This window comes from Aneurinibacillus sp. REN35 (genome assembly GCF_041379945.2).
Lineage (GTDB): Bacteria > Bacillota > Bacilli > Aneurinibacillales > Aneurinibacillaceae > Aneurinibacillus.
The window spans coordinates 136,757-160,568 of sequence record NZ_JBFTXJ020000002.1; the positions used below are offsets into that span (position 1 = coordinate 136,757).

At 47.3% G+C, this 23,812-nt stretch carries 23 protein-coding genes and 1 riboswitch; of the genes, 15 read left to right on the forward strand and 8 right to left on the reverse strand.

From position 1 onward, the window contains the following. Positions 1–19 precede the first annotated feature (19 nt). From AB3351_RS03880 to AB3351_RS03900, 5 genes are all read left to right on the forward strand, one after another. Positions 20–1,051, forward strand: coding sequence for a ribonucleotide-diphosphate reductase subunit beta (locus AB3351_RS03880; RefSeq protein ID WP_371145813.1), 1,032 nt, complete (start codon positions 20–22; stop codon positions 1,049–1,051). 156 nt (positions 1,052–1,207) lie between these two features. Beyond that, positions 1,208–1,453 (forward strand): hypothetical protein, encoded by a 246-nt coding sequence (locus AB3351_RS03885; protein ID WP_371145814.1) that lies wholly within the window; start codon positions 1,208–1,210, stop codon positions 1,451–1,453. Positions 1,454–1,574: 121 nt separating this feature from the next. Then, a complete protein-coding gene (locus AB3351_RS03890) occupies positions 1,575–2,027 on the forward strand; it encodes a DUF2935 domain-containing protein (RefSeq protein ID WP_371145815.1) in 453 nt (150 codons plus the stop codon). Positions 2,028–2,215: 188 nt separating this feature from the next. Beyond that, positions 2,216–2,671, forward strand: coding sequence for a flavodoxin (locus AB3351_RS03895; RefSeq protein ID WP_371145816.1), 456 nt, complete (start codon positions 2,216–2,218; stop codon positions 2,669–2,671). Positions 2,672–3,124: 453 nt separating this feature from the next. Further along, on the forward strand, positions 3,125–3,415 hold the full coding sequence (locus AB3351_RS03900; RefSeq protein WP_371145817.1) for a DUF3817 domain-containing protein: 291 nt from the start codon (positions 3,125–3,127) through the stop codon (positions 3,413–3,415). 218 nt (positions 3,416–3,633) lie between these two features. Here AB3351_RS03900 and AB3351_RS03905 read toward each other — a convergent pair whose 3' ends face one another. The 5 genes from AB3351_RS03905 to AB3351_RS03925 form a co-directional block, all read right to left on the reverse strand. After that, positions 3,634–4,815, reverse strand: coding sequence for a trans-sulfuration enzyme family protein (locus AB3351_RS03905; RefSeq protein WP_371145818.1), 1,182 nt, complete (start codon positions 4,813–4,815; stop codon positions 3,634–3,636). A gap of 205 nt (positions 4,816–5,020) precedes the next feature. Further along, positions 5,021–5,623: a DedA family protein gene (locus tag AB3351_RS03910; protein WP_371145819.1), complete on the reverse strand. Its 603-nt coding sequence runs from the start codon at positions 5,621–5,623 to the stop codon at positions 5,021–5,023. 80 nt (positions 5,624–5,703) lie between these two features. After that, positions 5,704–6,588, reverse strand: coding sequence for an L-serine ammonia-lyase, iron-sulfur-dependent, subunit alpha (sdaAA, locus tag AB3351_RS03915; protein WP_371145820.1), 885 nt, complete (start codon positions 6,586–6,588; stop codon positions 5,704–5,706). A 26-nt stretch (positions 6,589–6,614) separates the two neighbouring features. Beyond that, the gene (gene sdaAB, locus AB3351_RS03920; RefSeq protein ID WP_371145821.1) at positions 6,615–7,280 is read right to left on the reverse strand and encodes an L-serine ammonia-lyase, iron-sulfur-dependent subunit beta; all 666 of its coding nucleotides are present in this window, start codon (positions 7,278–7,280) and stop codon (positions 6,615–6,617) included. 18 nt (positions 7,281–7,298) lie between these two features. Beyond that, the gene (locus AB3351_RS03925; RefSeq protein WP_371145822.1) at positions 7,299–7,853 is read right to left on the reverse strand and encodes an ACT domain-containing protein; all 555 of its coding nucleotides are present in this window, start codon (positions 7,851–7,853) and stop codon (positions 7,299–7,301) included. 244 nt (positions 7,854–8,097) lie between these two features. Then, positions 8,098–8,210, forward strand: a riboswitch (SAM riboswitch). Positions 8,211–8,324: 114 nt separating this feature from the next. Between AB3351_RS03925 and AB3351_RS03930 the strand changes: the two genes are divergently transcribed. From AB3351_RS03930 to AB3351_RS03945, 4 genes are all read left to right on the forward strand, one after another. Continuing rightward, complete coding sequence (locus AB3351_RS03930; protein WP_371145823.1) at positions 8,325–9,158, forward strand: MetQ/NlpA family ABC transporter substrate-binding protein; 834 nt, start codon at positions 8,325–8,327, stop codon at positions 9,156–9,158. 153 nt (positions 9,159–9,311) lie between these two features. Further along, complete coding sequence (locus AB3351_RS03935; RefSeq protein WP_371145824.1) at positions 9,312–11,426, forward strand: methyl-accepting chemotaxis protein; 2,115 nt, start codon at positions 9,312–9,314, stop codon at positions 11,424–11,426. 120 nt (positions 11,427–11,546) lie between these two features. Then, positions 11,547–14,003 carry a WG repeat-containing protein gene (locus AB3351_RS03940; RefSeq protein WP_371145825.1) on the forward strand — a complete coding sequence of 819 codons (2,457 nt, stop codon included), beginning with the start codon at positions 11,547–11,549 and terminating at the stop codon, positions 14,001–14,003. A 163-nt stretch (positions 14,004–14,166) separates the two neighbouring features. Beyond that, a complete protein-coding gene (locus AB3351_RS03945; RefSeq protein ID WP_371145826.1) occupies positions 14,167–15,276 on the forward strand; it encodes an ATP-binding protein in 1,110 nt (369 codons plus the stop codon). A gap of 78 nt (positions 15,277–15,354) precedes the next feature. Here the strand turns inward: AB3351_RS03945 and AB3351_RS03950 are convergent, their stop codons facing one another. The 3 genes from AB3351_RS03950 to AB3351_RS03960 form a co-directional block, all read right to left on the reverse strand. Further along, on the reverse strand, positions 15,355–16,116 hold the full coding sequence (locus tag AB3351_RS03950; protein ID WP_371145827.1) for a 3-oxoacyl-ACP reductase: 762 nt from the start codon (positions 16,114–16,116) through the stop codon (positions 15,355–15,357). A 124-nt stretch (positions 16,117–16,240) separates the two neighbouring features. Continuing rightward, on the reverse strand, positions 16,241–16,687 hold the full coding sequence (locus AB3351_RS03955; protein WP_371145828.1) for a YgaP family membrane protein: 447 nt from the start codon (positions 16,685–16,687) through the stop codon (positions 16,241–16,243). A gap of 86 nt (positions 16,688–16,773) precedes the next feature. Beyond that, complete coding sequence (locus AB3351_RS03960; protein WP_371145829.1) at positions 16,774–18,126, reverse strand: outer membrane protein assembly factor BamB family protein; 1,353 nt, start codon at positions 18,124–18,126, stop codon at positions 16,774–16,776. 142 nt (positions 18,127–18,268) lie between these two features. Between AB3351_RS03960 and AB3351_RS03965 the strand changes: the two genes are divergently transcribed. The 6 genes from AB3351_RS03965 to hypE are packed head-to-tail and all read left to right on the forward strand — an operon-like array spanning position 18,269 to position 23,795. Then, positions 18,269–18,517, forward strand: a complete 249-nt coding sequence (locus AB3351_RS03965) for a hydrogenase/urease maturation nickel metallochaperone HypA (RefSeq protein ID WP_371145830.1) — start codon at positions 18,269–18,271, stop codon at positions 18,515–18,517. A 3-nt stretch (positions 18,518–18,520) separates the two neighbouring features. Further along, on the forward strand, positions 18,521–19,201 hold the full coding sequence (hypB, locus tag AB3351_RS03970; protein ID WP_371145831.1) for a hydrogenase nickel incorporation protein HypB: 681 nt from the start codon (positions 18,521–18,523) through the stop codon (positions 19,199–19,201). After that, entirely contained in the window at positions 19,135–21,513 is a 2,379-nt protein-coding gene (gene hypF, locus AB3351_RS03975; protein ID WP_371145832.1) for a carbamoyltransferase HypF, read from the forward strand. The genes hypB and hypF overlap by 67 nt, the downstream gene beginning before the upstream one ends. Then, positions 21,473–21,697 (forward strand): HypC/HybG/HupF family hydrogenase formation chaperone, encoded by a 225-nt coding sequence (locus tag AB3351_RS03980; protein WP_371145833.1) that lies wholly within the window; start codon positions 21,473–21,475, stop codon positions 21,695–21,697. The genes hypF and AB3351_RS03980 overlap by 41 nt, the downstream gene beginning before the upstream one ends. Beyond that, positions 21,694–22,797, forward strand: a complete 1,104-nt coding sequence (gene hypD, locus AB3351_RS03985) for a hydrogenase formation protein HypD (protein ID WP_371145834.1) — start codon at positions 21,694–21,696, stop codon at positions 22,795–22,797. Before AB3351_RS03980 ends, hypD begins: the two co-directional genes overlap by 4 nt. Beyond that, a complete protein-coding gene (gene hypE / locus AB3351_RS03990) occupies positions 22,797–23,795 on the forward strand; it encodes a hydrogenase expression/formation protein HypE (protein ID WP_371145835.1) in 999 nt (332 codons plus the stop codon). The genes hypD and hypE overlap by 1 nt, the downstream gene beginning before the upstream one ends. Positions 23,796–23,812: the final 17 nt, after the last annotated feature.

Sequence of the window (23,812 nt, forward strand, 5' to 3'; positions counted from 1 at the left end):
AGGAGAAGGGAGAAAATCAATGTTAAAAATACAGGAAGTATTCAATACCGAAGCGCCAAACCGCGCGACAAAAATCATTAACGGGGAATGCTCCGCCGTCTTGAACTGGGATGATATCCGTCATCCTGAGATGTATAAGCTGTATAAAGTACTGGTAGCCAATCACTGGATTCCATCCGAGATCCCCATGAACAAGGATAAGCAGCAATTTCAGCAATTAACGGCAGCCGAGCAGGAAGCATATAAGAAGATCATTGGGCTTTTGGCAGTGCTTGATAGCATGCAGACGAATTTTATAACAGATGTGGGGCAGTATGTCACGGATTCCTCTCTGGTAGCCATTGCTGCGATCATTAATCAACAGGAAGTCATTCATAATCAGTCGTATTCGTATGTATTATCAAGCATTGCTGATTATGGAACGCAAAAAGAAGTGTTTGAATACTGGAAGCACGATGAACTGCTGCGTCGGCGCAATGTCTTCATTGCAGGTGCATACCAGCGCTTCCGTGAAGAGAAGAGCCCGCAGACTTTCTTTGAGGCGATTGTAGCAGATATGATTCTAGAAGGGATTTTCTTCTATAGTGGTTTTGCCTTCTTCTATAACTTGGCCCGCAATCAGAAAATGCTGGGAACAAGTCAGATGATCAGCTATATTCAGCGGGATGAAGCACAGCATGCGTATTTCTTCGGGGAGGTGTGCAAGCTGTTATTGGCAGACTTTCCTGAACTCGATACAGAGGCGAATCGACAGTACGTATATGAAACGATTGATCAAGCGGTAGCGCTTGAGATCGAGTGGGCGAATTATGTGTTAGAAGGCATCGAAGGAATTGATGTAATCGAATTTAGCGACTACATCAAATTCATTGCTAACAAGCGCTTGCAGATGATGGGTTTTGCCAAAGCTTATACCGGTGTAGACAACTGCATGCCATGGATACGCCCATTCTCTGATGAAGCGCTGAATCAGACGAAGACAGATTTCTTTGAAGGAAAATCCCGCACGTACGCCAAGGTAACGACAGCGAACGGGTTTGACGATCTATAGCGGTAGGAAAAAAGCGCCGGCCATGCACAGCCGGTGCTTTTCTATGGCGGTAAACGCTCTCTGCACAGCCCAAACTGGATTTTAGACAGAAAAAGTACTATGCTTAAATTGTTAATAAAGAACGACAATATTTATAGATGGAAGAGGACGGGATGCATGAATACGAACGGAAAGATGGTTACGATAATTGAAGGCCTGCTTATTGCGGCTATTGTGGTATATGTGATCTCTTATAGCAGCGGCAGCTTATATCTAGCCGTATATACCGCAATGGCTGTGTTCATTATTGGGATAGCAGGAATTGTAATTACACTAATGAAGCAGAAATATATGTTGGCAATCCGTAATTTTGGTGCCATCGTCGCTTTGTTTGTTCACATTATGTTTTTTTGGAAGATATAGTGTATACGAAGACCGGATGCTGTGCAGGCATCCGGTTTTTTTGTGTACACTCACTCTTTACCGATTAGTAGCATACATACAGTAGGGTGGGCTAATTTTTATGAAGAGAGGGGATCGTAGGATGCAGTTTTATTATGGGGAGAAAATGCCGTTACGGATTTTGGATGAAGGGGAATTCTGGAAAAGGCAAGAGGCAGAGCATACGGAAGTTATCCGCGCGCTGGTTCCTACGCTTGAAGAACCCTTTGTGCAGGCGCTTGCCGCATGGGAACAGGCATTATCGCAGACAGAAGCGACGTTTGTCCGGTATATTGAGCAGGTTGTACGACTCGAGCATAAGGTCAGTCCGGAATTATATCAGGAGATCCTGCAACTGGTTCGCTTTGCGCTAGAGCAAAGTCGGCAGTTTGTTCTACTGTTAAATCAACTGGGGGAAGAGAGCCAGGCCCTAAAGAGCAATCCTACTGCGATTACTGTGCTTAACCATATTCGGCGTGAATCTGAATACTTTATCGGAATTGCAGAAGCACTGCTTGCCTCTGCCGTAAGAGTAGAACCATCTGCCACTGAGTAAAAAGTTCAAACCATCAATAAAAAACTCTTCATTCGCTCAGTTATTATACTGTAGGGTGAAGAGTTTTATAGTTGACAATGATTCTCATTTTCTTTATCATAATATATGATAATGATTATCATTATTGATTTTATTATATGTAACTACGCAAAGTACAAATACATACTAAAAAAGCGGGAGGAAGTCTTATGGCAAAAGTGTTGCTGATCTATGCAAGCATGTCGGGAAATACAGAAACCATCGCAAATCTGGTAGAGGAAGGGATGCAGCTCTCGGGTATGGATGTTGTCAAGAAGGAAGTATTCGATGCCCGGACTGATGAAATAGCTAACTACGATGGTGTTGTATTAGGGGCGTATACATGGGGAGATGGAGAACTTCCAGATGAGTTCCTTGATTTTTATGACGATCTGTCAGAGCTTGATCTGACGGGGAAGACGCTGGCCGTATTCGGTTCCGGTGATACGTCCTATCCGATTTTTTGTGGTGCGGTAGATGTGCTTGAGGCACTTATTGCGGGCCAGGGAGGCACTTTGGCAGCGGAAGGATTAAAGATTGAATTCGATCCGAGCGGTGAAGATATTGAGCGGTGCAAATCGTTCGGACGCCAGATCGCTGAAGCCATCGGAGTGAAGCAAGCGTAAAGTATGGAGGAGTGCCTGATGACCGAAAAACAGCCTTATAACTCTGTTACAACCTTAGCAGGTGACCATATTGAGGAATTCAGTAGATGTCCTCGACGATTTTATCTTGCGCGGACACAAAAGCGGCCTAGATTTTCTCTAACATGGAAACAAGCAGTTCAACGGATGGTGCGTCAGGTGATCCGCCATTACTTCCAGTTTCCGGTGCAGGCGCGTTGTGTAGCGAGTATACTTACGTTAATTGATACATACTGGGTCAAGCGTCCGTATCATACTTCGGTCTGTTACGGGCGTTTTTGCGTCCAATTTCTATAGATCGTGCGAAAGAAAATGAACGTATTTTGAACAAAACACTATTTCTCACATGTTTATCTTGTTTTGGTTTATAGTATAGGAGAGTGAAGTGCAAAATAGTAATATATTGAATATGGATGATTTTTGGAGGTGCAGACATTGTTACGAACGCCCATTGGACGTTTACGTGTGATCGGATTGGTTGAAGGTATTTCCTTTCTTCTCCTTCTTGGCATTGCTATGCCGTTGAAGTATTTTGCTGACATTCCTATATTTGTGACTATCGTGGGTGCCTTGCACGGTATTTTATTTGTGCTCTATATTGCTTCTGTTGCTGAAGTATGGTCGAAGCTGCGCTGGTCAATTGGACGGGTTATAGGTGCTCTTGTCGCATCCATTATCCCCTTTGGTACGTTCGTGCTTGACGCACGCCTGCGCCAAGAAGAATAAAGACATTAGAAAATGCAAGGGATAAGGCGTAAAGCCTTATCCCTTTTCTGCGTGAACAGACAAAATGCGATAACAGGCAATAACAATCGTGTCATCGTCGCATTGCAAAGTGAGCGCCATTCGATCATTCGAGGATAGGACATAGCCAGTGCTAGATCTCTCTCCTGAGGGAGAGGCATATATAACGGTGACGGTTTTACCGACGTAATCATCAAGATTCATAATAGGAAATGCAGTCCTTTCTCTAGATCTTCTATGATATCCTCCGCTTCCTCAATTCCAACAGATAGGCGAAGCAGCCCCATAGAAATGCCCAGTGCCTGCTGCCGCTCTTTTGACAGCGAACGGTGTGAAGTCTTAAGCGGGTGAGACAATGTGGTTGCTACACCGGCAAGCGAGGGAGCGATTGTGATGAACTGCAGCGCATGAAAAAACGCATCCAATTTTTTGATGTCATCCGTAACGCGAAAGCTCATCATAGCTCCGCTTCCATGCAGACCGATCCTACGGGCGACCGCCGCCGTTTCGTGCGTGAGAAGAGAAGGGTGGTAGACGGTTTGAATGGCTGGATGAGAATCCAGATAGGCGGCTACCTTTTCCGCGTTGGCTAAATGCTGCCGCATACGAAGGGCAAAAGTTTTCATTCCTCGCTGAGCCAACCACGCTTCAAACGGTCCCAGACTGCATCCGGTGAGTACCATGCGCTGCCGTGTAACCTCAATGATATCGCTTGGGCCTACGACAACACCGGCAGTTACGTCATTATGCCCGTTTAAATATTTGGTGGCGCTGTGGACGACAAGATCCGCTCCCATTGGTAGCGGTTGTACGACATAAGGAGAAGTAAATGTATTGTCTACAACCAGCTTCGCGCCATGTCGGTGTGCGATGTCTGCGACCATGGGTATATCGATGACACTGATGAGGGGATTGGTGATGACTTCTGTCAGAAGTAGACGGGTCGCACTCGTCATTGCCTGTTCAATGGATGCCGCAGAATGAAACGAAGCAAAAGTTATGCTAGTCCCAAGGCGGGTTAGTTCCGTTTCGAGAAGCGAGGCGGTTGCACCATAGATCTCATCTGAGCAGAGGATATGATCTCCGGCCTTGACGAAAGTTAAGATAGCGCAAAGGATGGCAGCCATGCCGGAAGATGTGGCAACACCGGCTTCTGCACCTTCGAGCACAGCAGCTGCTTGTTCGAAGGCGGCTGTATTCGGATTGCCATTTCGCGAGTATAGATAACTATCATTCTGCCCCTCAAAATAGCTCTCTAAGTGGGTGAGATCACGAAATGTAAAAACAGAAGTCTGATAAATGGGCATCGATTCAGAATCGTTCGACACCGGAAGACGTGCGCTTGCATGAACCGCATGTGTGGTCATATGCTTCGATTTCAAGACGAAGACTCCTTTCGGCAATAAAATAAATACGATCAAGCAGGTTATGTAATGATATAGAGTAACCTTAACAAAAAAAACATACAGGTTGTACATGGAAATTGAAAGGGATGTATACGTGCGCTGTGGATATAATCAAAAGCCAGCCCACGGCTCTTGATGAAAAAGAGTCGGGGCTGGCTTCTGAGGGTTGAGAAGAGCTGTGTTATCTCTCAAGGTTGTACGCAGCACGTCTGTTTATGACTAAGACATAGCCGATAAGCAGCAGCAGGACCCCGCCGATGATAAAGGGCGAATATTCCTGCACAGCGGCTGCCGCTTGTTTATAGTGGGGGCCGAAAGCATAGCCTGCGTATACATAGACGGCCGTAATGGGCAGCGTAGCGGCAAAGGTATACACAGAGAATTGCCATACATTCATTTTGGCCATGCCACACGGAATTGAAATCAACGTGCGGACACCGGGAAGAAAGCGGGCAAAGAAAGCAACGCCCGGCCCGTACTTATGAAAAAAGCGATCGGCCTTTTCCACCTGCTGCTCGCGGATGAAAAGATATTTCCCATACCGCAGGATGAAGGGGCGCCCGCCATAACGTCCGACAGCGTACAGCGTAAGTGGGCCAAGGGTGCCGCCGATAGTTCCTGCCAGCACGGCAAGCCAATAATTCATCTCTCCCTGATAAACCCAGTATCCGGCCAAGGGCAGTACGAGTTCGGCCGGAACGAATTCGAATGTTAATGCCAGCATCAATCCAAAATACGAAAGTCCTTTTAGGATTTCTACAAAGGCAAGAATAAGCTCCGTCATTGTAGACTCCTTTCCGAGGTTGTAAGTGGTGTCGTTTTCCTTATACGGTTATATGCTGGCAAGGTTTCAAGAATATTGTCTTACTTGGTGTTCTCTCCAAAGATTTTTCGTTCCAGCTCGCGTCCGGTCGGTGTAGCGGCAAGCCCGCCGAGCGCTGTTTCTTTTAACGTATTCGGCATTGCGCAGCCGATGCGGTACATCGCTTCAATGACCTCATCTGTTGGAATCGCACTTTTGATTCCTGCAAGCGCCATATCAGCCGCGACCATAGCGTTAGAAGCTCCCATGGCATTTCGCTTCACGCAGGGAACCTCCACTAGACCTGCTACCGGATCACAGACCAGACCCAGCATGTTTTTAAGCGCGATCGCCACAGCTTGTGCCGATTGCTCCGGTGAGCCTCCTGCCATTTCTACGATGGCGGCAGCGGCCATGCCGGTTGCAGATCCGACTTCAGCCTGGCATCCACCTGCTGCTCCGGAGATGAATGCGTTATTGGCAATGACAAAGCCGATAGCGCCTGCCGTAAACAAATAGTTGACCATTTGCTCGCGGCTTGCATTAAGCTTCGGGGCTACAGCGAATAGTGTACCCGGGACAATGCCGCAGGCACCAGCCGTCGGTGTGGCGCAGATTGTACCCATCTTGGCATTGACTTCATTCGTCGCCACCGACTTGCTGACAGCATCAAGCAAAAGTGTGCCTGACAGCGGTTTTTTCTCCTGCAGATAAGTCTGCAATAATACCGCATCGCCACCGGTTAGTCCCGTATGTGAGCGATCCGCTTCCTTAATGCCGCGTTGTACGGCTTCTTCCATAACATCTAGATTACGTGTCATCATTGCTAGTACATCTGTGCGGCTTTTGCCGGACATGTCGCATTCTGTCTCGATCATAACCTCGGCAATGGATTTATTCTCAGTGGTGCAGCGCTCCACCAGTTCTGCAATGGTACGAAAAGACATCCTACATCACTTCCTTCTCCATGTTGTTACAGGGCGGGAATGCTAGACACGCGATTAATATGAGGAAGCGCACAGATGTCCTGCTTGATTTCATCTGCTCCAGATTGATCGGTTTCAATAACCATAAGCGCTTCGGCTCCTTTGGATTTGCGTGCCATTTCCATGTACCCGATGTTTAGTTTATGTGCTGCGAGCACCTCTGATACGGAGGCGACCAAGCCGTAGCGGTCTTCATGCCAGACGAGAAGGGTAGGCATATCCCCGGTCAAACGTACGGAAAAGCCGTCAACTTCGGTCAGTTCTACCTTGCCACCGCCGATGGAAATCCCGCACACTTCAAGAGCACGGGTTTTGTCATAAAGAACAAGGCGGGCCGTATTAGGATGATTCGGTATATCATCGGACGTACGGATCGTAATCTCCACATTCAGATCCTTTGCAATAGCCAGCGAATCGGTGATACGCTGATCGAATGTATCGAATCCGAGGATGCCGCCTACAATCGCAATTTCCGTTCCATGGCCTTTGTATGTTTTGGCGAATGAACCGTAAAAGGTAATCTCCGCCTTCGTCGGCTGATTCCCGAACAGATTTCTTGCGATCAGGCCAATCCGGGCTGCGCCGGCTGTATGAGAGCTGGAAGGACCGATCATAACCGGTCCGATAATATCAAATACAGAGCGATACTTCATCGTATAGCCTCCTGTTTTCTAAGCAGAATAATCATCATGTTCTAAAGGACGCAGCGCCACCACGTTTGTAATCTGGGGCAGGCGCGTAATCGTATCCATTACCTCCGCATCGATATGTTCATCGGTTAAGGAGACGAGCAGCGCGTTTTTCCCTTTTTGCTCACGTGATACTTTCATGCTAGAGATATTAATATGATGTGTGGCGAGGATGCGCGACACGTCGCGGATCACGCCAGGGTAATCTATGTGATAGACGAGAATACCGTGTGTACCTGGTACAATTCGGCAGTTGTAGTGATTTATTTTGCTAATAAATACATCTTGATGATCTTTTTCAAGTCTATATTTATTCTTACCCACCTGTAAGACAGCGATTTCATTCGTATACTCTCCTGAGCTGGCTTCAATCTTCATCGCATGTTTATCTGCTTGCCCAAGTAGACCTGTGATAAGATTGCGGGCGATTTCTTCGCGATGCTCATATGTGAGAATATTGAGTGAAGCTTCTGTTATGCCTTGCTCTAGGTGGCGGATCAGCTTGCCCAATTCAACAAGATCGGCATAGTTAACCATGTGCGTCCTCCTCAAAGTTCATGTAGCACTAACAAGATTGTAAGTAAAACACGAACATTATTCAATGGTTAAATGCGCATCGAATAAAACAACGGAAAAATGTTCGTGTTTTGTAGTAGGTGGACCTATAAATTACATGCTGCTATGGTCGGAAAAATAAGAAGAGAAAAAAGTTTCTAAAACATAGTTGACGAATGAGTTTAATAATATTAAGATAAAAAGCAAGCAATTGAATAAACAATGACTCTTATCAAGAGAGGCGGAGGGACTGGCCCGATGAAGCCTCGGCAACCGTACCGGCATATTGCTGTGTAATGGTGCCAATTCCAGCAGAACTGTAGTTCTGAAAGATAAGAGGTCGAACGGACCCTATTGTGTATCCGATGGCCTCTTATCTTAAGAGGCCATTTTTTGTTGGAATTTCGCGATGGGTACATACCAAAGACAAAAAGATGAAAGAGGGGATTCATAATGAAGAAATGGTTGGTGGCACTGCTTGTTGTATTGAGCATTGGACTTTTGGCTGCATGCGGGCAAAAAGAAGAAAAAGCAGCAAATGGAGGGACAGCACAGGAACCGAAGAAAATTAAAGTAGGTGCAAGCGCTGTGCCGCATGCGGAAATCTTAGACCATGTAAAGGAAAAGCTGAAAGAACAGGGCATTGAGATGGAAGTAAAAGTGTTTGATGATTATGTCCTGCCAAATACAGCGCTTGAAGATAAGCAGCTAGATGCGAACTATTTCCAAACGGTTCCGTATATGGAGCAGTTCAATAAAAAGCACGGTACACATATTGCAGCGCTTGATGGTATCCACTTCGAGCCGATGGGTCTCTACCCTGGTAAAGAAAAAGGAGTAGAGCCAAAGCAGGGCGCAGTGATTGCGATTCCGGACGATGTGACAAACAGTGCACGTGCGCTGAAATTGCTTGAAACACAGGGCTGGATTAAACTGACGCCGAATAAAGAGCTTAATAGCATTACAAAACAAGACATTGTCGAAAATCCAAAAAACATCCAGGTAAAAGAAATGCAGGCTGCAATGCTTGCTCGTGCAGTGAATGAAGTAGATTACGCTGTAATCAACGGTAACTATGCAATGGAAGGCGGACTTGCGCCGGATACTGCCATTGCTATGGAGAAAAAGGAGTCCGATGCAGCAAAGCAGCATGCTAATATCATCAGTGTACGTACGGGCGATGAAGGCCGAGAAGATATTAAAAAGCTGATCGAGGTATTAAAATCCGATGATGTGAAGAAATTTATTGAAGAGAAATACAAAGGAGCCGTTGTTCCGGTCTTCTAATAGAAAAGAAAATCAACTAGTTTATGCTTGCTAAGTCCTGATTAATAATAATCAGGACTTTTTTCTTGTGTATCTTGCTTCTTCTTCTTTCTTTTTGTATGATTTTTAGTAAATATAGACTATGTAAATATACTTATATAAGGAGAGGCGATCATGAAGATCCATACGCGTGTTTTTCTTGCTATTCTTGGCATCGTTATTTTAATGTTTGCATCAATCATTGGGACGGTTTCCGTTCTATCAAAGAATAAAGCGGAAGAGGAAGCAAAGAAGATTACCGCATCTTTTGCCAAAGAGCAAGCCAACAGCATCTCGAATGAGTTACAGACACCTCTGAATGCGGCTCACAGTCTTGCCGCTACATTCGAATCTATGGTTAAGACAGGTAATTACTCTCCTGCCACATATGATGTGATATTGAAGAATATGACAGAGAAGCATGGGACATTTCTTGGGACCTGGATTGTTACCGAACCCAATGTGTTTGGCGATAAAACAGTGCAGACTGCATATTCTCAAGCCTATGACAAAACGGGACGCTTTGTATCCTTCTGGGCGCGTAATGGGAATGGGATAGAGCGTGCGGGTGTTGAGAATACGGAAAATATGAAGGAAGGAACACATGATTTTTATATGCTGCCGAAGAAAACGGGGAAAGAAACGATTATGGACCCGTATATGTATGAAATCAACGGCAAGAATGTATTGATGACTTCGTTAATCGTTCCGCTGACTATCAACGATACATTTGTAGGAGTTATTGGGGTGGATTTGTCACTTGATTATTTTCAGGAGATGAATAGCAAGATCAAGCTCTATGATAGCGGATTTGGCGTCATTCTTTCAAATAACGCAACATTTGTGGCGCACCCAACGAAAGAGAATATCGGAAAAAATGTGACAGAGTTAAAAGGTCTGCAAAATGTGGAGCAGCTAAAAAATGCGGTAAAAACAGGTACGGCCTATACTATCCTTGACTATTCACCAACAACGAAAAGCGAACTGTACAAAGTAACTGAACCGATTGCGGTTGGCAGCACAGCTACACCGTGGTCCTATGTTATCGCAGTTCCATTGAATGAAGTGCTTGCTTCGGCCAATGGTATGATGCTGTTGAGTTTAAGTATGGCGCTGATCGGGACAATCATCCTGGCGATTCTTCTGCATTTCATTGTACGTGCCGTAGTGCGGCCGATTACGACCGCTGCTTCCTACTGCAAGCAAATGGCAGATGGGGATTTTACATTCGAAGTGCCTGAGCGGGATCTTGTGCGCAAGGATGAGGTTGGCGAGCTTGCTGTATCGCTTATTGGTATTAAAGAGAATATGAAAGCTATGATCGAGAGAATGAAAGATCATGCAACCACGGTGTCCGCATCGGCGGCACAGCTACAGCGCAGCACCGATCAGGGTGTGCATGCAGCTGATGAGATTGTACGGGCGGTACAGGAGGTTGCCAGCGGCTCAATCGTGCAGGAGCAGAGTGCGGATGAAAGTGCTCGGGCGATGGAAGAAATGGCGCTTGGAATTCAGCGTGTAGCGGAAGCTTCCTCCTCGATTGCAGAGGCGTCTAGCGATATTACGAATCAAGTTCGGACAAGCAACGGCTCTGTGCAGCAGGCAATCAGGCAGATGGAGTCAATTCGCACGGTGACCGATGAGACGGCATCGGCGATTCAGACACTGCAACGAGATTCGGAGGAAGCAGGTGGTATTCTTCAATTGATTACCGAAGTATCGGCACAGACTAATCTGCTCGCATTAAATGCGGCTATCGAAGCGGCTCGAGCTGGTGAGGCGGGCCGGGGATTTGCGGTTGTTGCCGATGAAATTCGAAAGCTGGCTGATCAGACGGGAAGTTCGGCTGCGAAAATACAGGCGCTAATCGAGCAAATCCAATCCAATACGGCTCAAGCGGTGCACTCGATGGAGGAGAGCAAGATGAACGTAGGGGATGGGATTGCGACCATTCATCAGGTTGGCAGCATCTTCGAACAGATCATGACAGCGATTGAGAGCATTACGAGTCAAATCCAAGAGATGTCTGCTGTATCAGAAGAGATGTCTGCAAGCACAGAACAAGTTAGCGCTTCTGTTGAGGAGATGGCACGCATTGCGAAGGAATCTGCTGCTAGTACAAAACAGGTGGCAGCTTCTTCACAAGGACAGTTGGCCAATATGAATGACATGCGGCAGGCCGCTGCATCGCTGTCATCTATGGCACAGGCACTTGAAGTGTTGATTCACGAATTTAAAGTAGTAAAATAAGTGGATAATCTGTACGCCTAGCAGGCACCGGATGAGAAAGCTTCTTCTCATCCGGTGCTTTTTTATTCGGGTCCGCTCATATACTGTAGATGGAGCTTGATGCAGAAGGGAAGTGGGAGAATGCAGCAGGATACACAAATCAAGGCGTTAGTCCGGCGTTATTTGCCCCCGGGTTCTACGCTAGCAATGCTTGATGGGCCTTTGCCAAAACCGGCGGTTGTGCTTGCTGATTTTGCTGGGAGTGGTGCAAAGGAAGTGGCGGCGGGTTATATATGGAGCGGGCATCCATATGTCATGATTTTACGCTACGATAACCATGCCTGGCACAAATCAGCTACAGTAGAAGGCAGCGGATATGCGATTTCTTACCTGGGGGCAGCCAAGATCACAAGTCCATCAAAAAGTGACCTTATTATTGGATGGCAGCGGGGAGCCATATGGTCGGAACTTGTAGTATGTACATACACCGACCAAGGGTGGAAGAAAGTCCCCGGTGATCTATTCTACAGCCAGATTGAAGTAGAGGATATGCCAGGAAAGGAGGGAAGAGATGGGCGCGCTGAAATAGCCTTGTGGCAGCATGATACGGGTAGAGCATATAAGGTAAAGATATATCGCTATCAGGATGGCAAATGGACGCCTGCCACAGATGTCTATCCATACTATTTTAAAAAAGTTGCCGCCTATTATGAGCAAAGAGTACGGGAGGAGCCGAAGGCAGCGTTTTATCGCTATTATCTTGCGGATGCACAGCTTAAAGCCGGCATGCCTGAACAGGCGCTTCTCTCCATTCAGGCTGGTCTCGCACTCTCACCATCGTATCCGCCGCCTGCTGCGTGGCTTGCGTTGAAGAAACAAGCAATGGAGAAGCAGCATACAAGACAGACGGCCTTGTACCCGGCTTCAATAAAGCAAATAGGGGGAACGAACTGGGGCTATATTGATGCAGAGGGGCGTTTTTTCATTGCGCCAACATATAGCTATGCCAACCCGTTTCAGGCAAACGGATTAGCGGTTGTAGAGGAAAAAGGAAGATCAGGTGTCATTAATTCATCCGGGGCATTTGTTATAGAACCAAAATATGAATATATCAGCCCGTTTACTGAAGGATTGGCTATCGTGAATGTGAAGGATGGCTTTGCCGTAATCAATGAACAGGGGGATATGCTAACGACGAAGCTGTATTCCTATATCGCTCCCTATCACGAGGGGCGGGCGGTCTTTCAGGACAGCGAGTTTCGCTACGGATACCTAGATACTGCCGGCAGGGAAGCAATTCCTCCGATTTATAAGGAGGCAACCGATTTCCATAGGGGAAAAGCAGTAGTGAAGGTGAAGGATGGCCTATATGCGCTCATTACGATACATGGTGATATTATAATAAAATATCCATATGCATTCGTCGGTAATCCGGGAGACGGGCTGCTGGCGTTTCGCAAAACAGAGCAGGGCAAGTACGGCTATATGGATGAGGGCGGGCATGTTATTATTACGCCGCGTTATACAAGCGCCCAACCGTTTCAAAATGGTCGTGCAGTCGTTAATCTTGCCGCTGATTATACCAATGAATACGGCTTAATTGACCGATCAGGTGCGTTTATTATTCAACCGCAGTTCAATGATATTGAACCACTTGGAGAGGGACGGTTTGCTGTTGGTGTCGCGTTGGACAGTAAAAAGCCATTCATTGGATCAATGTATGCCATTTATGATAAGGATGGAAATAAACGAACCGATTTTATATATGAAAATGTAATGCCATATAAGCAGGGCGTCGCTTCCGTGCACAATCGTACGGAGACATTTTTCATTGATACAAGCGGGCGCAGGGCCGAAGGATGGCCAGTTGTTAGCGGGACTGGGACATTGACTATTGAAGGGGCGCTTATTCGGGCAGATATAGACAACCGCCTATCGTATGTGGATCGTTCAGGGCGGGTAGTATGGCAGCAGAACACAGTGATTCCGCTGCGAGGAACATACAAGGTCAAGGAAGAGAAGTTCAAGCCGAATAAAGATTATCTTGTCTATTATCCGCAGGTCACGGGTCTGTCTCACCCTGAGGTCGAAGCCTCCATTAATAAGAAGCTAAGGCAGCAGTCCGGTATAAAGGAAATTGATCCAAATGTACAGCTCGATTACAATTATCTTGGAGATTTTACGGTTTGGTTTTTCCGCAAGAATCTGCTGGTCATTAAGCTGATTGGATATCAATATTATTTTGGTGCCGCCCACGGGATGCCCACAGAAGTATATCCGCATATTGACCTACAGACCGGCCGCTTCTATGAACTGAAAGATTTGTTTAAGAAGAACAGTGACTATGTGAAGGTGCTGAGTTCGATTATTGAACAACAAATTAAAACGAATCCAAAGTATTCGTATATATGGCAGGATCAGTATAAAGGCATTGCGCCGAATCAGCCGTTTTATGTAGGGGAACATGCGCTGTATATATACTTTACCCCTTACGAGATCGCTGCGTATGTGGCAGGCTTTCCGACATTTACGATTCCGTATGTTGAGATTATGAATATCATTGATACGCAGGGGGCCTTCTGGAGATCATTTCACTAGCCTCTTACATGCATCCCGTCTGCGTGAAGCGGAGGGGATGATTTTTTTCTTTCTTTTTTTCCTATTACACACTGTATAACCATAATATCCCTATGGTATTGTATAGAGGAGAGAAACATATAAAAAGGTATATAGATAATATGATTCAAACGATGGAAGGATCGTGGAAGTAGTGGGGGCGTTTGTAAATCACGTAAAAGAATCAGGTAGTTTCTATGAAACGCAATCGAATACAACTATATATAAGCTGATTGCAGAAAATATAATGGATATGGTTTCTGTCTGGGACCCATTCCGAAGAGCACGTTATGTATCTCCTTCGCATGAAAAGTGGCTTGGCTATACATGTGAATATTTACAAGAGAATTTGCGAGAAGAACTTTTTCATCCGGATGATATACATATGGTTATGGAAAAGCTGGATCGTCTGCTTGTGGATGGACAAACGATAACGATAGAGTTCCGGCTTCGACATGCCAAAGGACATTGGCTGGCGCTTGCAGCGACAATGATCGCGGTGCGCGACCATCAAGGAGACAAGATTACTAGTTTTGCCGTGATTGCCCGTGATATCACACAATCTAAGGAAGCAGAAGAGAGGCTGCGCTTAACAGAGAAGCTGCTTGCGGTCGGTGAGCTGGCTGCGGGTGTGGCACATGAGATTCGAAATCCATTAACAACTTTAAAAGGATTCATTCAGTTTATAAGAGAGGGAAATAAGAGTGAAATGTATCTCGACCTGATGGAGTCCGAGTTGGACCGCATCGAGACCATTACACATGAATTTCTGCTTTTAGCAAAACCGCAGGTATATGAATGTAAGCCGATAAGAGCGGAGCAGTTAATGGAGAATGTACATCGTCTTTTGATTGCTCAAGCCAACTTATTTAATATTGAACTGATCATGAAGGTAGAATCTAATCTTCCTATGATTATGTGCGCAGAGAATGCCATAAAACAGGTGTTTATTAATCTGATTAAGAATGCGATTGAAGCGATGCCGAACGGTGGCAGAATCATGGTAGAGGTGATGCGTCTTGGGACTGATGATATCTGTGTGTATATTCGTGATGAGGGATGCGGGATCGAGAAGGATCGTATCGCCAAGCTCGGTCAGCCATTCTATAGTTTGAAAGAAGAGGGGAGCGGACTTGGTTTAATGGTATGTTCTAAAATTATTAAAGAACACAACGGAACCATTGAGTTCATAAGCGAGTTAGGGAAGGGAACGACAGTAGAAATCACGCTGCCGATCTTCGGCAAACAGGCTTAGAAATAGGCCTGCTTGCTAAAAGAAAGGAAGATAGGTACCAGGAGCGGTGAGTGAAAGTGCTCCTGGTACCAAACTGGATTAGTCCATGACAAGTCCGCCATCGACCACAAGATTCTGACCGGTCACAGCTCGCCCCCATGGAGAAGCAAAAAATAGAACGGCATCCGCCGCTTCTTGCGGTGTCGTCACCCGCTGCATGGGCGTCGTTGCTTTAATAATCTCAAATACGTCCTCTGTTGTTGCCGCGCTCGCATCCGTTGTCTGCAGCAATCCGCCGGATACCATGTTTACGGTAATGCCGTAGGCACCCAACTCACGCGCCATGTTCCGGGTAAAGCCAAGCAGGGCGGCTTTGCCTGTCGTATATTCATGGTAAGCAACCACGGGATTTTGAAACAGGTTCGTGCCGATGCTGATAATGCGGCCGAATTGCTGCTCTTTCATATCCGGAAGAGCAGCCTGCAGCGTGTTCAGCGCGCCTTTAATGCTGCCTTCTAGCTGAGTATGATAGTCCTCCCACGTAATGCTGTCGGCGTTTTTTTGAGCGATAGGATCGAAGCGAAAATGTACCAAGGCGTTATTTATAATGGTTGTAACCGGTTGTCCAAAGTGTTCCTTTGCTTGCTTGAACATACGCTGTGTCGCCTCTTGATCCCGAATATCAGCCTGGATAGCGATGGCATGCTCTCCGATCGACGCTGCGACCTCCATTGCTTTTTCTTTGTTCTGGTAGTAGTTCACAATGACCCGAGCGTTTTGTGCGCCGAATGCTCGAGCGATGGCAGCGCCTAATCCGCGGCTGGCACCTGTAACGACTACGACTTGTTCCTCTATCTTCATACCCATGCCCCTCCTTGATTGAAATGTAATGAGATAAATGAATAAAGAATGCTTTATGGTGAACGGGCTGTATATAGTATGACACGAATTGCCGCTATATCCTAGAGCATGGAAAGCGTATTTCCTATTCTTTTCTAGCCTGCATAACGGCTGCGTTCGGATTGGTGGTAGGTTGAAAATCTCCGCGCAGCTGCTTAAGGGCCATTTTCTCTGTATGAATCTCACTTGTGGTGCGGATTCCCAATCGTCTAAAAACGGGAACAGGAGGACACCAGCCCTGCAGCGCGTGCTGCAGCAGGAAGCCTCCGACCACTCCCGTAAGAGCAAACCACTTTTTGTTTACGAAAAAACCAAGAGCTGTGCTGGCTACGATCAGGGTAGCAGCATTGGCCTCCAGTGTTCTTTCGATATCCCATTCCCGATCCAGTGCATTGATCCGGGCAGAGATATCTGCATCCGCATACTGAGCAACATTTCTTTCCGTCGTTTCCGCTATTTTTTTATTGATATGGGCGGCCGTATTCTGTTCTACCCTTTGATTCGTGTCAGGGAGGATGTTTGCTGTGCTCATTCTTTCTCACTTCCTTTGTAAATAGTATGGAGTGTAGGCCCACATGCAGTCATTACCACAAATTCATCCTGTGTATAGAGGGATGTTTATGGCAGCAATTCCGCAATGGGCTTGGCATATACATAGCCGTCCTGGCTGCCTATAAACAGGGTGTTATTCATGATCACCGGTCCTCCGGGCGATAAAGCGCCCCCTATTTTATGCTTGTTCACCAGGCTGCCGTCCTTTGCTCGTAAGATGTATAACGTTCCTTTTGTATCGCCAGCATATACCAGTCCATCCTTGATGGCAGGTGCTCCCTTGATGCCTGCCTCGGTTTTGTATTCCCATACTTTTTTGCCGGAAGGGAGATGATAGGCGAAGAAAGACTTGGTATACGGGCTTCCGACGAAAGCGTAGTCTCCTGCGATCGCAGGCGCGCCTGATGTATTCGTGAGGGGAAAGGGCCTGGATTGATTGGGGCCTGTTCCCAATAGGTCTTTCCACAGCAGGGTGCCTGTAGAAGCGTCAAACGCATAGATAAAGTGATAATTAGCTGCTGCCGTTCCGTATTGTTTCCGCTCCTCCTCCGTTAGAAGAAAGGAGGGGTTGAGTGGATCATTGACTTTTTTCGTTCCTGTAATCACGACCACATTGTTTTCAGAAATGGCGGGAGGTACATCGGTCACGGTTCCCAACTGCTCTTTCGCCCATTTTATTTTCCGCTCCTCTACATCCACGGCAACAAGCGTATCCAAGGAACCTACGTACAGCATTCCGTCTTTGAGCACAGGAGAAGACATGCTTACCCATCCGGGCAAATCCAGGCTCCACTGCATACTGCCTGTGGCAGCATCAAGCGAGTACAGCTTATTGTCCCCAGTCGCGATATAGACGCTTCCTTTATCGTAAACCGGCGTAGGCATAACCTCTCCTTTTGTTTTGTATTGCCAGATGGTCTTCCCTGTTTTCGCGTCCAGGGAAACAACGCCGCTCTCCTTTGTTCCTCTGATTTTCTGTTCCTGTAAGTCTGTAAAATTGCGATTGCCATACCCAATATACAGCCTCCCCTCAGCATAGATCGTATCTCCGTGTATCCAATTGGGGACGCTGCTTTTCCAATTACGCTGTCCATTTTTGATCGCAAAAGAGAAAACATCTCCTGTTCCGTGATTTCCGATATAGAGCGTGTCCTCAACAATGACAGGATTTCCCCGGACTTCGTTGTTTGTAAGATACTTCTGCTTGATGGCGTCTTCGTTTTGATTTGCGAAAACAGCGTTATTGGTCGGATTCATTCTGTATTGCTGCCATGCAGGCGGACCGAAAGAGCGTGCTGCTTGGTCATGCGCATAAGACGAATAGGGGGGAGAGGGGTTCTCAGCAAAAACAGGGTCCGCATTCATCCATCCATAAAGGCTCATCATTCCGATCAGGCTGCTGGCTACCTTTTTGTGCATACGATTTTCTCCTTGGCAAAAGAATTTTTATTCCTATACCCGTATATGTACCCCGGTAAACGATAGGAAAACCATCGCCTGGGAACGTCCGCACTTTCCCTTGTTTTCTGAATAACTCGTTTGGTGATGAATATAATCAACTATGCATGAATTTAGTGTAGCTGCAGATCTCATATCCCTTCTTACCGAAGTGGTTCAAGAACATGAGCTGAGAAAGGTTACTAAAGTGAAGTTGGTCATAGGTACGCAACGTATGATCCATGCTGCTTCTTTCCAGTTTGCCTTTGATTTTATTAAAAAAGAGTCGGCTTTTTTGGATGAAGCCATTCTCGATATGGAGAAGAGGGGAGGAGACGATTTTTATATTGAGTATATTGAAGGAGAATCATAGCAGATGAAGAGAGTAATGCTGCATAAGGATGTGCTGCAAGGAAACCGGATACAAGCAGATGAGAATCGGATGCTGTTTCAGCAGGGATCGGTTCTAACGATCAACATGATGAGTTCACCGGGCGCCGGAAAGACAACCCTTCTGGAAAGAACGGTTGAGAGTCTAAAAGGAAAACTAAGGATGGCTGTAATTGAAGGAGACGTAGCCACTACGCTCGATGCTGAACGAATTTCTTCATCCGGCGTGGAGACAGTTCAAATTAACACGCATGGGGCCTGTCATTTACATGCCGGCATGATTGCCTCCGTATTGCCCGCCTTTGATTTGTATGAGCTTGATCTGCTCATCATTGAGAACGTGGGAAATTTAGTTTGCCCTGCAGATTTTGATCTAGGGGAACATCTTCGCGTTACGATATTAAGTACAGCGGAAGGCACAGATAAAGTACATAAATATCCAGCTGTATTTCAATGCTCGGATGCGGTCATCCTTAACAAAATGGATTTGCTGCCGTATGTGAACTTTGACCTCGAACATGTTTATCAGGCAGTACAGGAAATGAATCCGGATGTCCGCATATTTGAAATATGTGCACTGAGTGGGGAGGGAATCGATTCATGGATTCGCTGGCTGCAGCATCAGCAGGCGGAGTTCAAAAGAGAGAGCGAAGGAGAATCGAAGTAAGCGGTGTGGTACAAGGAGTTGGATTTCGTCCGTTTGTGTACCGCTTGGCGGCAGGCTTTGAGCTGAAAGGGTATGTGTGCAACGAGATGGATAGGGTAGCGATCGAGGTAGAGGGAACGGGAGCACAGCTTCAGGCATTTACAGAGGCGCTGCTGCATGAAACAAAAGAACCAGCAAAAATTCATACAATCAGCACCACCTCGCTTATTCCTATCGGCTATGAACAGTTTACCATTCGTGCAAGTGAAAATAACGGAGCCGCCGCCTGCACTTTTCCTCCGGATTTATCTGTTTGCAAATCATGCTTGCTAGAAATTCAGAACCCTGCCCATCGCTTGTTTCGTTATCCATTTACCAGCTGCACAGATTGTGGTCCGCGCTTTTCTATCATTTGCGACCTGCCCTATGATCGGGCGTATACTGCGATGCAGCCTTTTCCGCTTTGTGCCTCCTGTGAAGCAGAATACAACAATCCGGCAAACCGTCGGTTCCACGCTCAAACCCTCGGCTGTCCCGCTTGCGGGCCGCTTGTGGAGCTCAGAGATCGTGATCACGTTCTCGTCCGTGGAGAGTGGCGTACCGTCGTGCAGGACTCTCTGCTGCGTGGAGACATTGTCGCTGTTAAAGGGTTAGGGGGCTTTCATCTTCTGTGTGATGCCGCGCAGCCGCAGGCAATCGAAAAGCTTCGTCTGCGCAAGCGAAGAGTCCGCAAGCCCTTTGCACTGCTAGCAGCGGATATCTCAATCGTAAGCCAATGTTTTCATGTAAGCCCTGAAGAACAACGCCTGCTTGTGGGCGAAAAAGCCCCCATCGTTCTCTTGCAGCCGACTTCGCTTTTGGAGACGTACGTTTCAACTGCGCACCTTGCATGTGGATACACCCGCATGGGAGTCATGCTTCCGTATACCCCGCTTCATGCCCTGCTGCTTTCCGACGCTCTCCCTTTTCTTGTTGCCACGAGTGCAAATCTGCACGGGCATCCGATCGTAAAAACAAATGAACAGGCCGCTGTACAACTGCACGATATTGCTGATCTTTTTGTCTATCACCCGCGAGATATTCAAGCGCGCGTAGAAGATTCAGTATGCCAGGTGGTGGATGAAGAGATACAGCTTATTCGCCGCTCCCGGGGATATGTGCCGCAATCCATCGACATACCAAAACCCCCGGATAGTACCGGGGAGGTGTCCATTTTAGCGATCGGAGCGGAGCAGAAGAACACCGTTTGCTTGCTTCGGCAGCAAGCGGTTCTCAGCCAGCATTTTGGTGAGATTGAGAACGAGGAGCAGGTGGCTGTATGGAAAGAAGAGGTGCACCATATGACCCGACTTTTGCGCATGGACCCTGACATTGTTGCGTATGATCCTCATCCAGGATTTCGTATATCCAAAGAAATACGGACGGTAAAGCCTGAGGCTGTCTTGATTCCAGTATATCATCATCATGCACACATGGCTGCCTGTATGGCTGAGCATGGATTGGATATCCCTGTTATCGGATGTATCTTGGATGGTACGGGATACGGAAGGGATGGAACTCTCTGGGGATTCGAAATTTTAACGGGAGACTATATCGATTTTTCTCGTGTCTGCTCTTTAGAAGCGATCCCGCTGCCGGGGGGCGAAGCGGCCATTCGGAGGCCGTGGATGCAGGCCGTTTCTCTTCATTATCACTATACTCAAGACGCAGAATGCACACGACGCTGGGCCGAAGCCTGTTTTCCTGCTTTTAAAGAGAGCATCCCCCTTGTATTGGCTCAATTACAAGGAAAAATTCCTGTTCCCCGCACGACAAGCGCAGGCCGATTATTTGACGGAGTATCCGCGATACTGAACGTATGTCTGGAGAGTTCTTATGAGGGTGAAGCGGCCATTTTATTGGGAGAGGAAGCGGATCAACCGGGTCAGAGCACTCTGCATGAAGCGCGGTATTCTGTTCAGCTGAAAGCGGGTCAGTTTCTGCTTCGCCCTTTGATACAGGAACTGATCTGGGATGTGCAGCAATCGGTTCCAGTTCGAACGATTGCCCGTACATTTCACCATACAATAGCCCGCATGCTGTATGAAGGAGCGCGGCTGGCCCGAGAAGAAACCGGCTGCTCCACCGTCGTTTTCGGCGGAGGTGTATGGAACAATCGCTACCTTCTTTCATATGCCAGGCGACTGCTTACAAAGGAAGGGTTTACCGTATATACGCCGCAGCGGATTCCGGCAGGAGATGGCGGCATTGCGTTGGGGCAGGCTGTATCTGCTTTATGGAGGTGGCATCAGCATGTGTCTATCGGTACCGGCCAAAGTTCTAGAAGTGTATGATGCGCTGCTTCGCGCCAAAGTAGAATACTTCGGAACGCAGATGGTTGTCGGCGTGGCCCTTCTTGAGCAGGTAACCCCCGGCCAATACGTTCTCGTCCACGCCGGAGAAGCGATTCAAGTTATCGATGAGGAACGGGCGCGGGAGACCATACAGCTTTGGAAAGGATGGATTGCAGACGAATGAACGTACAGACATACCGGGATGAAAAGCTATTTGCCGCTCTTTTTGAAAAAATGGCTCCCGTGCTCGAAGAGATGCAGGAATCGTTGGGTCGGAAGCTTCGGGTAATGGAGGTATGCGGCACCCATACGGTATCCTTTTCGAAAACAGGGGTTCGTCAGCTTCTTTCGCCTTATGTGGAGTTAATGAGCGGCCCGGGATGCCCTGTGTGTGTCACGGATCAGACAGATATAGATCAAATGATTTCTCTGTCCAGGCAAAAAGAGGTCATGATCGCAACTTATGGAGATATGATGAAGGTTCCGGGAACCGGCACGACCCTGTACCACGAGAGGGCAAGAGGGGCAGATGTCAGGGTGGTACATGGTGCCGCTCACGCAGTAGAGCTGGCGAAGCGGCACCCACATAAGGAGGTTGTACTTCTGGGGGTTGGTTTTGAAACGACCGCTCCGGGCGCCGCCCTGGCGATTCAGACTGCACGTAGAGAGAATGTAAACAACTTCTCCGTATATTCCGCTCATAAATGCACTCCCCCCGCACTTCAAGCTCTGGTTGAAGGCGGACACCAGATTGATGGGTTTCTCCTGCCGGGTCATGTCTCAGTAGTGATTGGAAGAAAGGGATGGCGCTTTTTAGAAAAATATAACCAGCCGGCGGTCATTGGGGGATTTGAACCTCTTGATCTGCTCGCTTCGGTGTACGGACTGATCCAGGAAATGCGGAAGCCGTATAGACAGGTCGTTAATCATTATCCGCGCATGGTAAAAGAAGAGGGAAATATTCGAGCGCAGCAGGTGGTTGCGGAAGTGTTTAAAACAAAGGAAGTTGTATGGAGAGGATTTGGCTCGCTTCCTGAAAGCGGACTGGACCTATCGGAAGCCTATATCAAATATAATGCCAGGCTTCGTTTTTCGCTGGAGGCATCGAGGAGCCACAGAGCGCGGGGCTGCCGCTGTGGCGAGGTGATTACGGGAAAGGCAAGCCCGATGCATTGTCCGCTTTTTGCCCGTGCCTGTACGCCGGAGACACCACTGGGTCCCTGTATGGTTTCATCAGAAGGGGCCTGCTCGGCGCATTATTTGTATGAGAGAGGGGAGCCGTAATGGAAATTTTATTATCCCACGGAGATGGGGGAAAGCTCACCCATGAGCTCATAAACAATATTTTTCAAGCCGCATTTCAGGATGATATTTTGCATGAGGAAAACGATGCAGCCGCCCTTACTCTAGCATCGGGAGCTATCATGATGAGCACGGACAGTTTCGTCATTTCGCCCCTGGAATTTCCGGGTGGGGATATCGGAAAGCTGGCAATAGCGGGTACGGTAAACGATTTGGCTGTCAGTGGAGCGATTCCCCAGTTTTTTTCGGCCGGCTTCATTTTAGAGGAAGGCCTGTCAGTGGCAGTGCTGGAGAAAATTGTGTATTCCATGGCGCATACTGCCCAGCAGGCGGGAGTAAGATTAGTAGCAGGCGATACGAAGGTTGTAGAAAAAGGAAAGGGAGATGGTCTGTACATTAATACGACGGGAATAGGGATCAATCCATATCCACATCGACTGGGGTATGCAAAAATACGGCAGGGTGATCGTATTTTGATTAATGGAGGAATCGCAGAACACGCTGCTGCTGTGCTGAGTGTCCGGGCAGAACTGGAGCATGCGATTCCTATTTATAGTGATTGTATGCTGCTTAATCATATGACGCAGTCTTTGCTGGAGAGGTTTCAAACCATACGGTTCATGCGTGACCCTACCCGGGGTGGCGTGGCTGCCGCCCTGCAGGAGATCGCGAGGAAAGCGTCTGTCGATATGATGCTGCAGGAAGAATGGCTTCCGATTCAATCACATGTTCGTGGAGTCACGGAAATCTTAGGGCTTGATCCGCTTTATCTGGCTAATGAAGGAAAGGTAATCATAATCGTTGGCGAGGAAGAAGCGGAGGCGGTAGTTGACTGGCTGAAAGAACAGTTCCAGCAATCTCTTGCAGCTATCATTGGTACAGTAAAGAGCGGTGAAGGTTGTGTTTGGCTGAACACTTCCTATGGTGGAACGAGGAGAATAGAGAGGATGTCAGGTGCGCCGCTTCCAAGGATTTGTTAATGCATACAAGGAGGTAT

Excerpts from the sequence above, each read along its gene's own strand:
- AB3351_RS03880 (WP_371145813.1), top strand. The coding sequence starts at position 20 with ATGTTAAAAATACAGGAAGTATTCAATACCGAAGCGCCAAACCGCGCG.
- AB3351_RS03885 (WP_371145814.1), top strand. The coding sequence starts at position 1,208 with ATGAATACGAACGGAAAGATGGTTACGATAATTGAAGGCCTGCTTATT.
- AB3351_RS03890 (WP_371145815.1), top strand. The coding sequence starts at position 1,575 with ATGCAGTTTTATTATGGGGAGAAAATGCCGTTACGGATTTTGGATGAA.
- AB3351_RS03895 (WP_371145816.1), top strand. The coding sequence starts at position 2,216 with ATGGCAAAAGTGTTGCTGATCTATGCAAGCATGTCGGGAAATACAGAA.
- AB3351_RS03910 (WP_371145819.1), bottom strand. The coding sequence starts at position 5,623 with ATGACGGAGCTTATTCTTGCCTTTGTAGAAATCCTAAAAGGACTTTCG.
- sdaAA (WP_371145820.1), bottom strand. The coding sequence starts at position 6,588 with ATGTCTTTTCGTACCATTGCAGAACTGGTGGAGCGCTGCACCACTGAG.
- sdaAB (WP_371145821.1), bottom strand. The coding sequence starts at position 7,280 with ATGAAGTATCGCTCTGTATTTGATATTATCGGACCGGTTATGATCGGT.
- AB3351_RS03925 (WP_371145822.1), bottom strand. The coding sequence starts at position 7,853 with ATGGTTAACTATGCCGATCTTGTTGAATTGGGCAAGCTGATCCGCCAC.
- AB3351_RS03930 (WP_371145823.1), top strand. The coding sequence starts at position 8,325 with ATGAAGAAATGGTTGGTGGCACTGCTTGTTGTATTGAGCATTGGACTT.
- AB3351_RS03935 (WP_371145824.1), top strand. The coding sequence starts at position 9,312 with ATGAAGATCCATACGCGTGTTTTTCTTGCTATTCTTGGCATCGTTATT.
- AB3351_RS03940 (WP_371145825.1), top strand. The coding sequence starts at position 11,547 with ATGCAGCAGGATACACAAATCAAGGCGTTAGTCCGGCGTTATTTGCCC.
- AB3351_RS03950 (WP_371145827.1), bottom strand. The coding sequence starts at position 16,116 with ATGAAGATAGAGGAACAAGTCGTAGTCGTTACAGGTGCCAGCCGCGGA.
- AB3351_RS03955 (WP_371145828.1), bottom strand. The coding sequence starts at position 16,687 with ATGAGCACAGCAAACATCCTCCCTGACACGAATCAAAGGGTAGAACAG.
- AB3351_RS03960 (WP_371145829.1), bottom strand. The coding sequence starts at position 18,126 with ATGCACAAAAAGGTAGCCAGCAGCCTGATCGGAATGATGAGCCTTTAT.
- AB3351_RS03965 (WP_371145830.1), top strand. The coding sequence starts at position 18,269 with ATGCATGAATTTAGTGTAGCTGCAGATCTCATATCCCTTCTTACCGAA.
- hypB (WP_371145831.1), top strand. The coding sequence starts at position 18,521 with ATGAAGAGAGTAATGCTGCATAAGGATGTGCTGCAAGGAAACCGGATA.
- hypF (WP_371145832.1), top strand. The coding sequence starts at position 19,135 with ATGGATTCGCTGGCTGCAGCATCAGCAGGCGGAGTTCAAAAGAGAGAG.
- AB3351_RS03980 (WP_371145833.1), top strand. The coding sequence starts at position 21,473 with ATGTGTCTATCGGTACCGGCCAAAGTTCTAGAAGTGTATGATGCGCTG.
- hypD (WP_371145834.1), top strand. The coding sequence starts at position 21,694 with ATGAACGTACAGACATACCGGGATGAAAAGCTATTTGCCGCTCTTTTT.
- hypE (WP_371145835.1), top strand. The coding sequence starts at position 22,797 with ATGGAAATTTTATTATCCCACGGAGATGGGGGAAAGCTCACCCATGAG.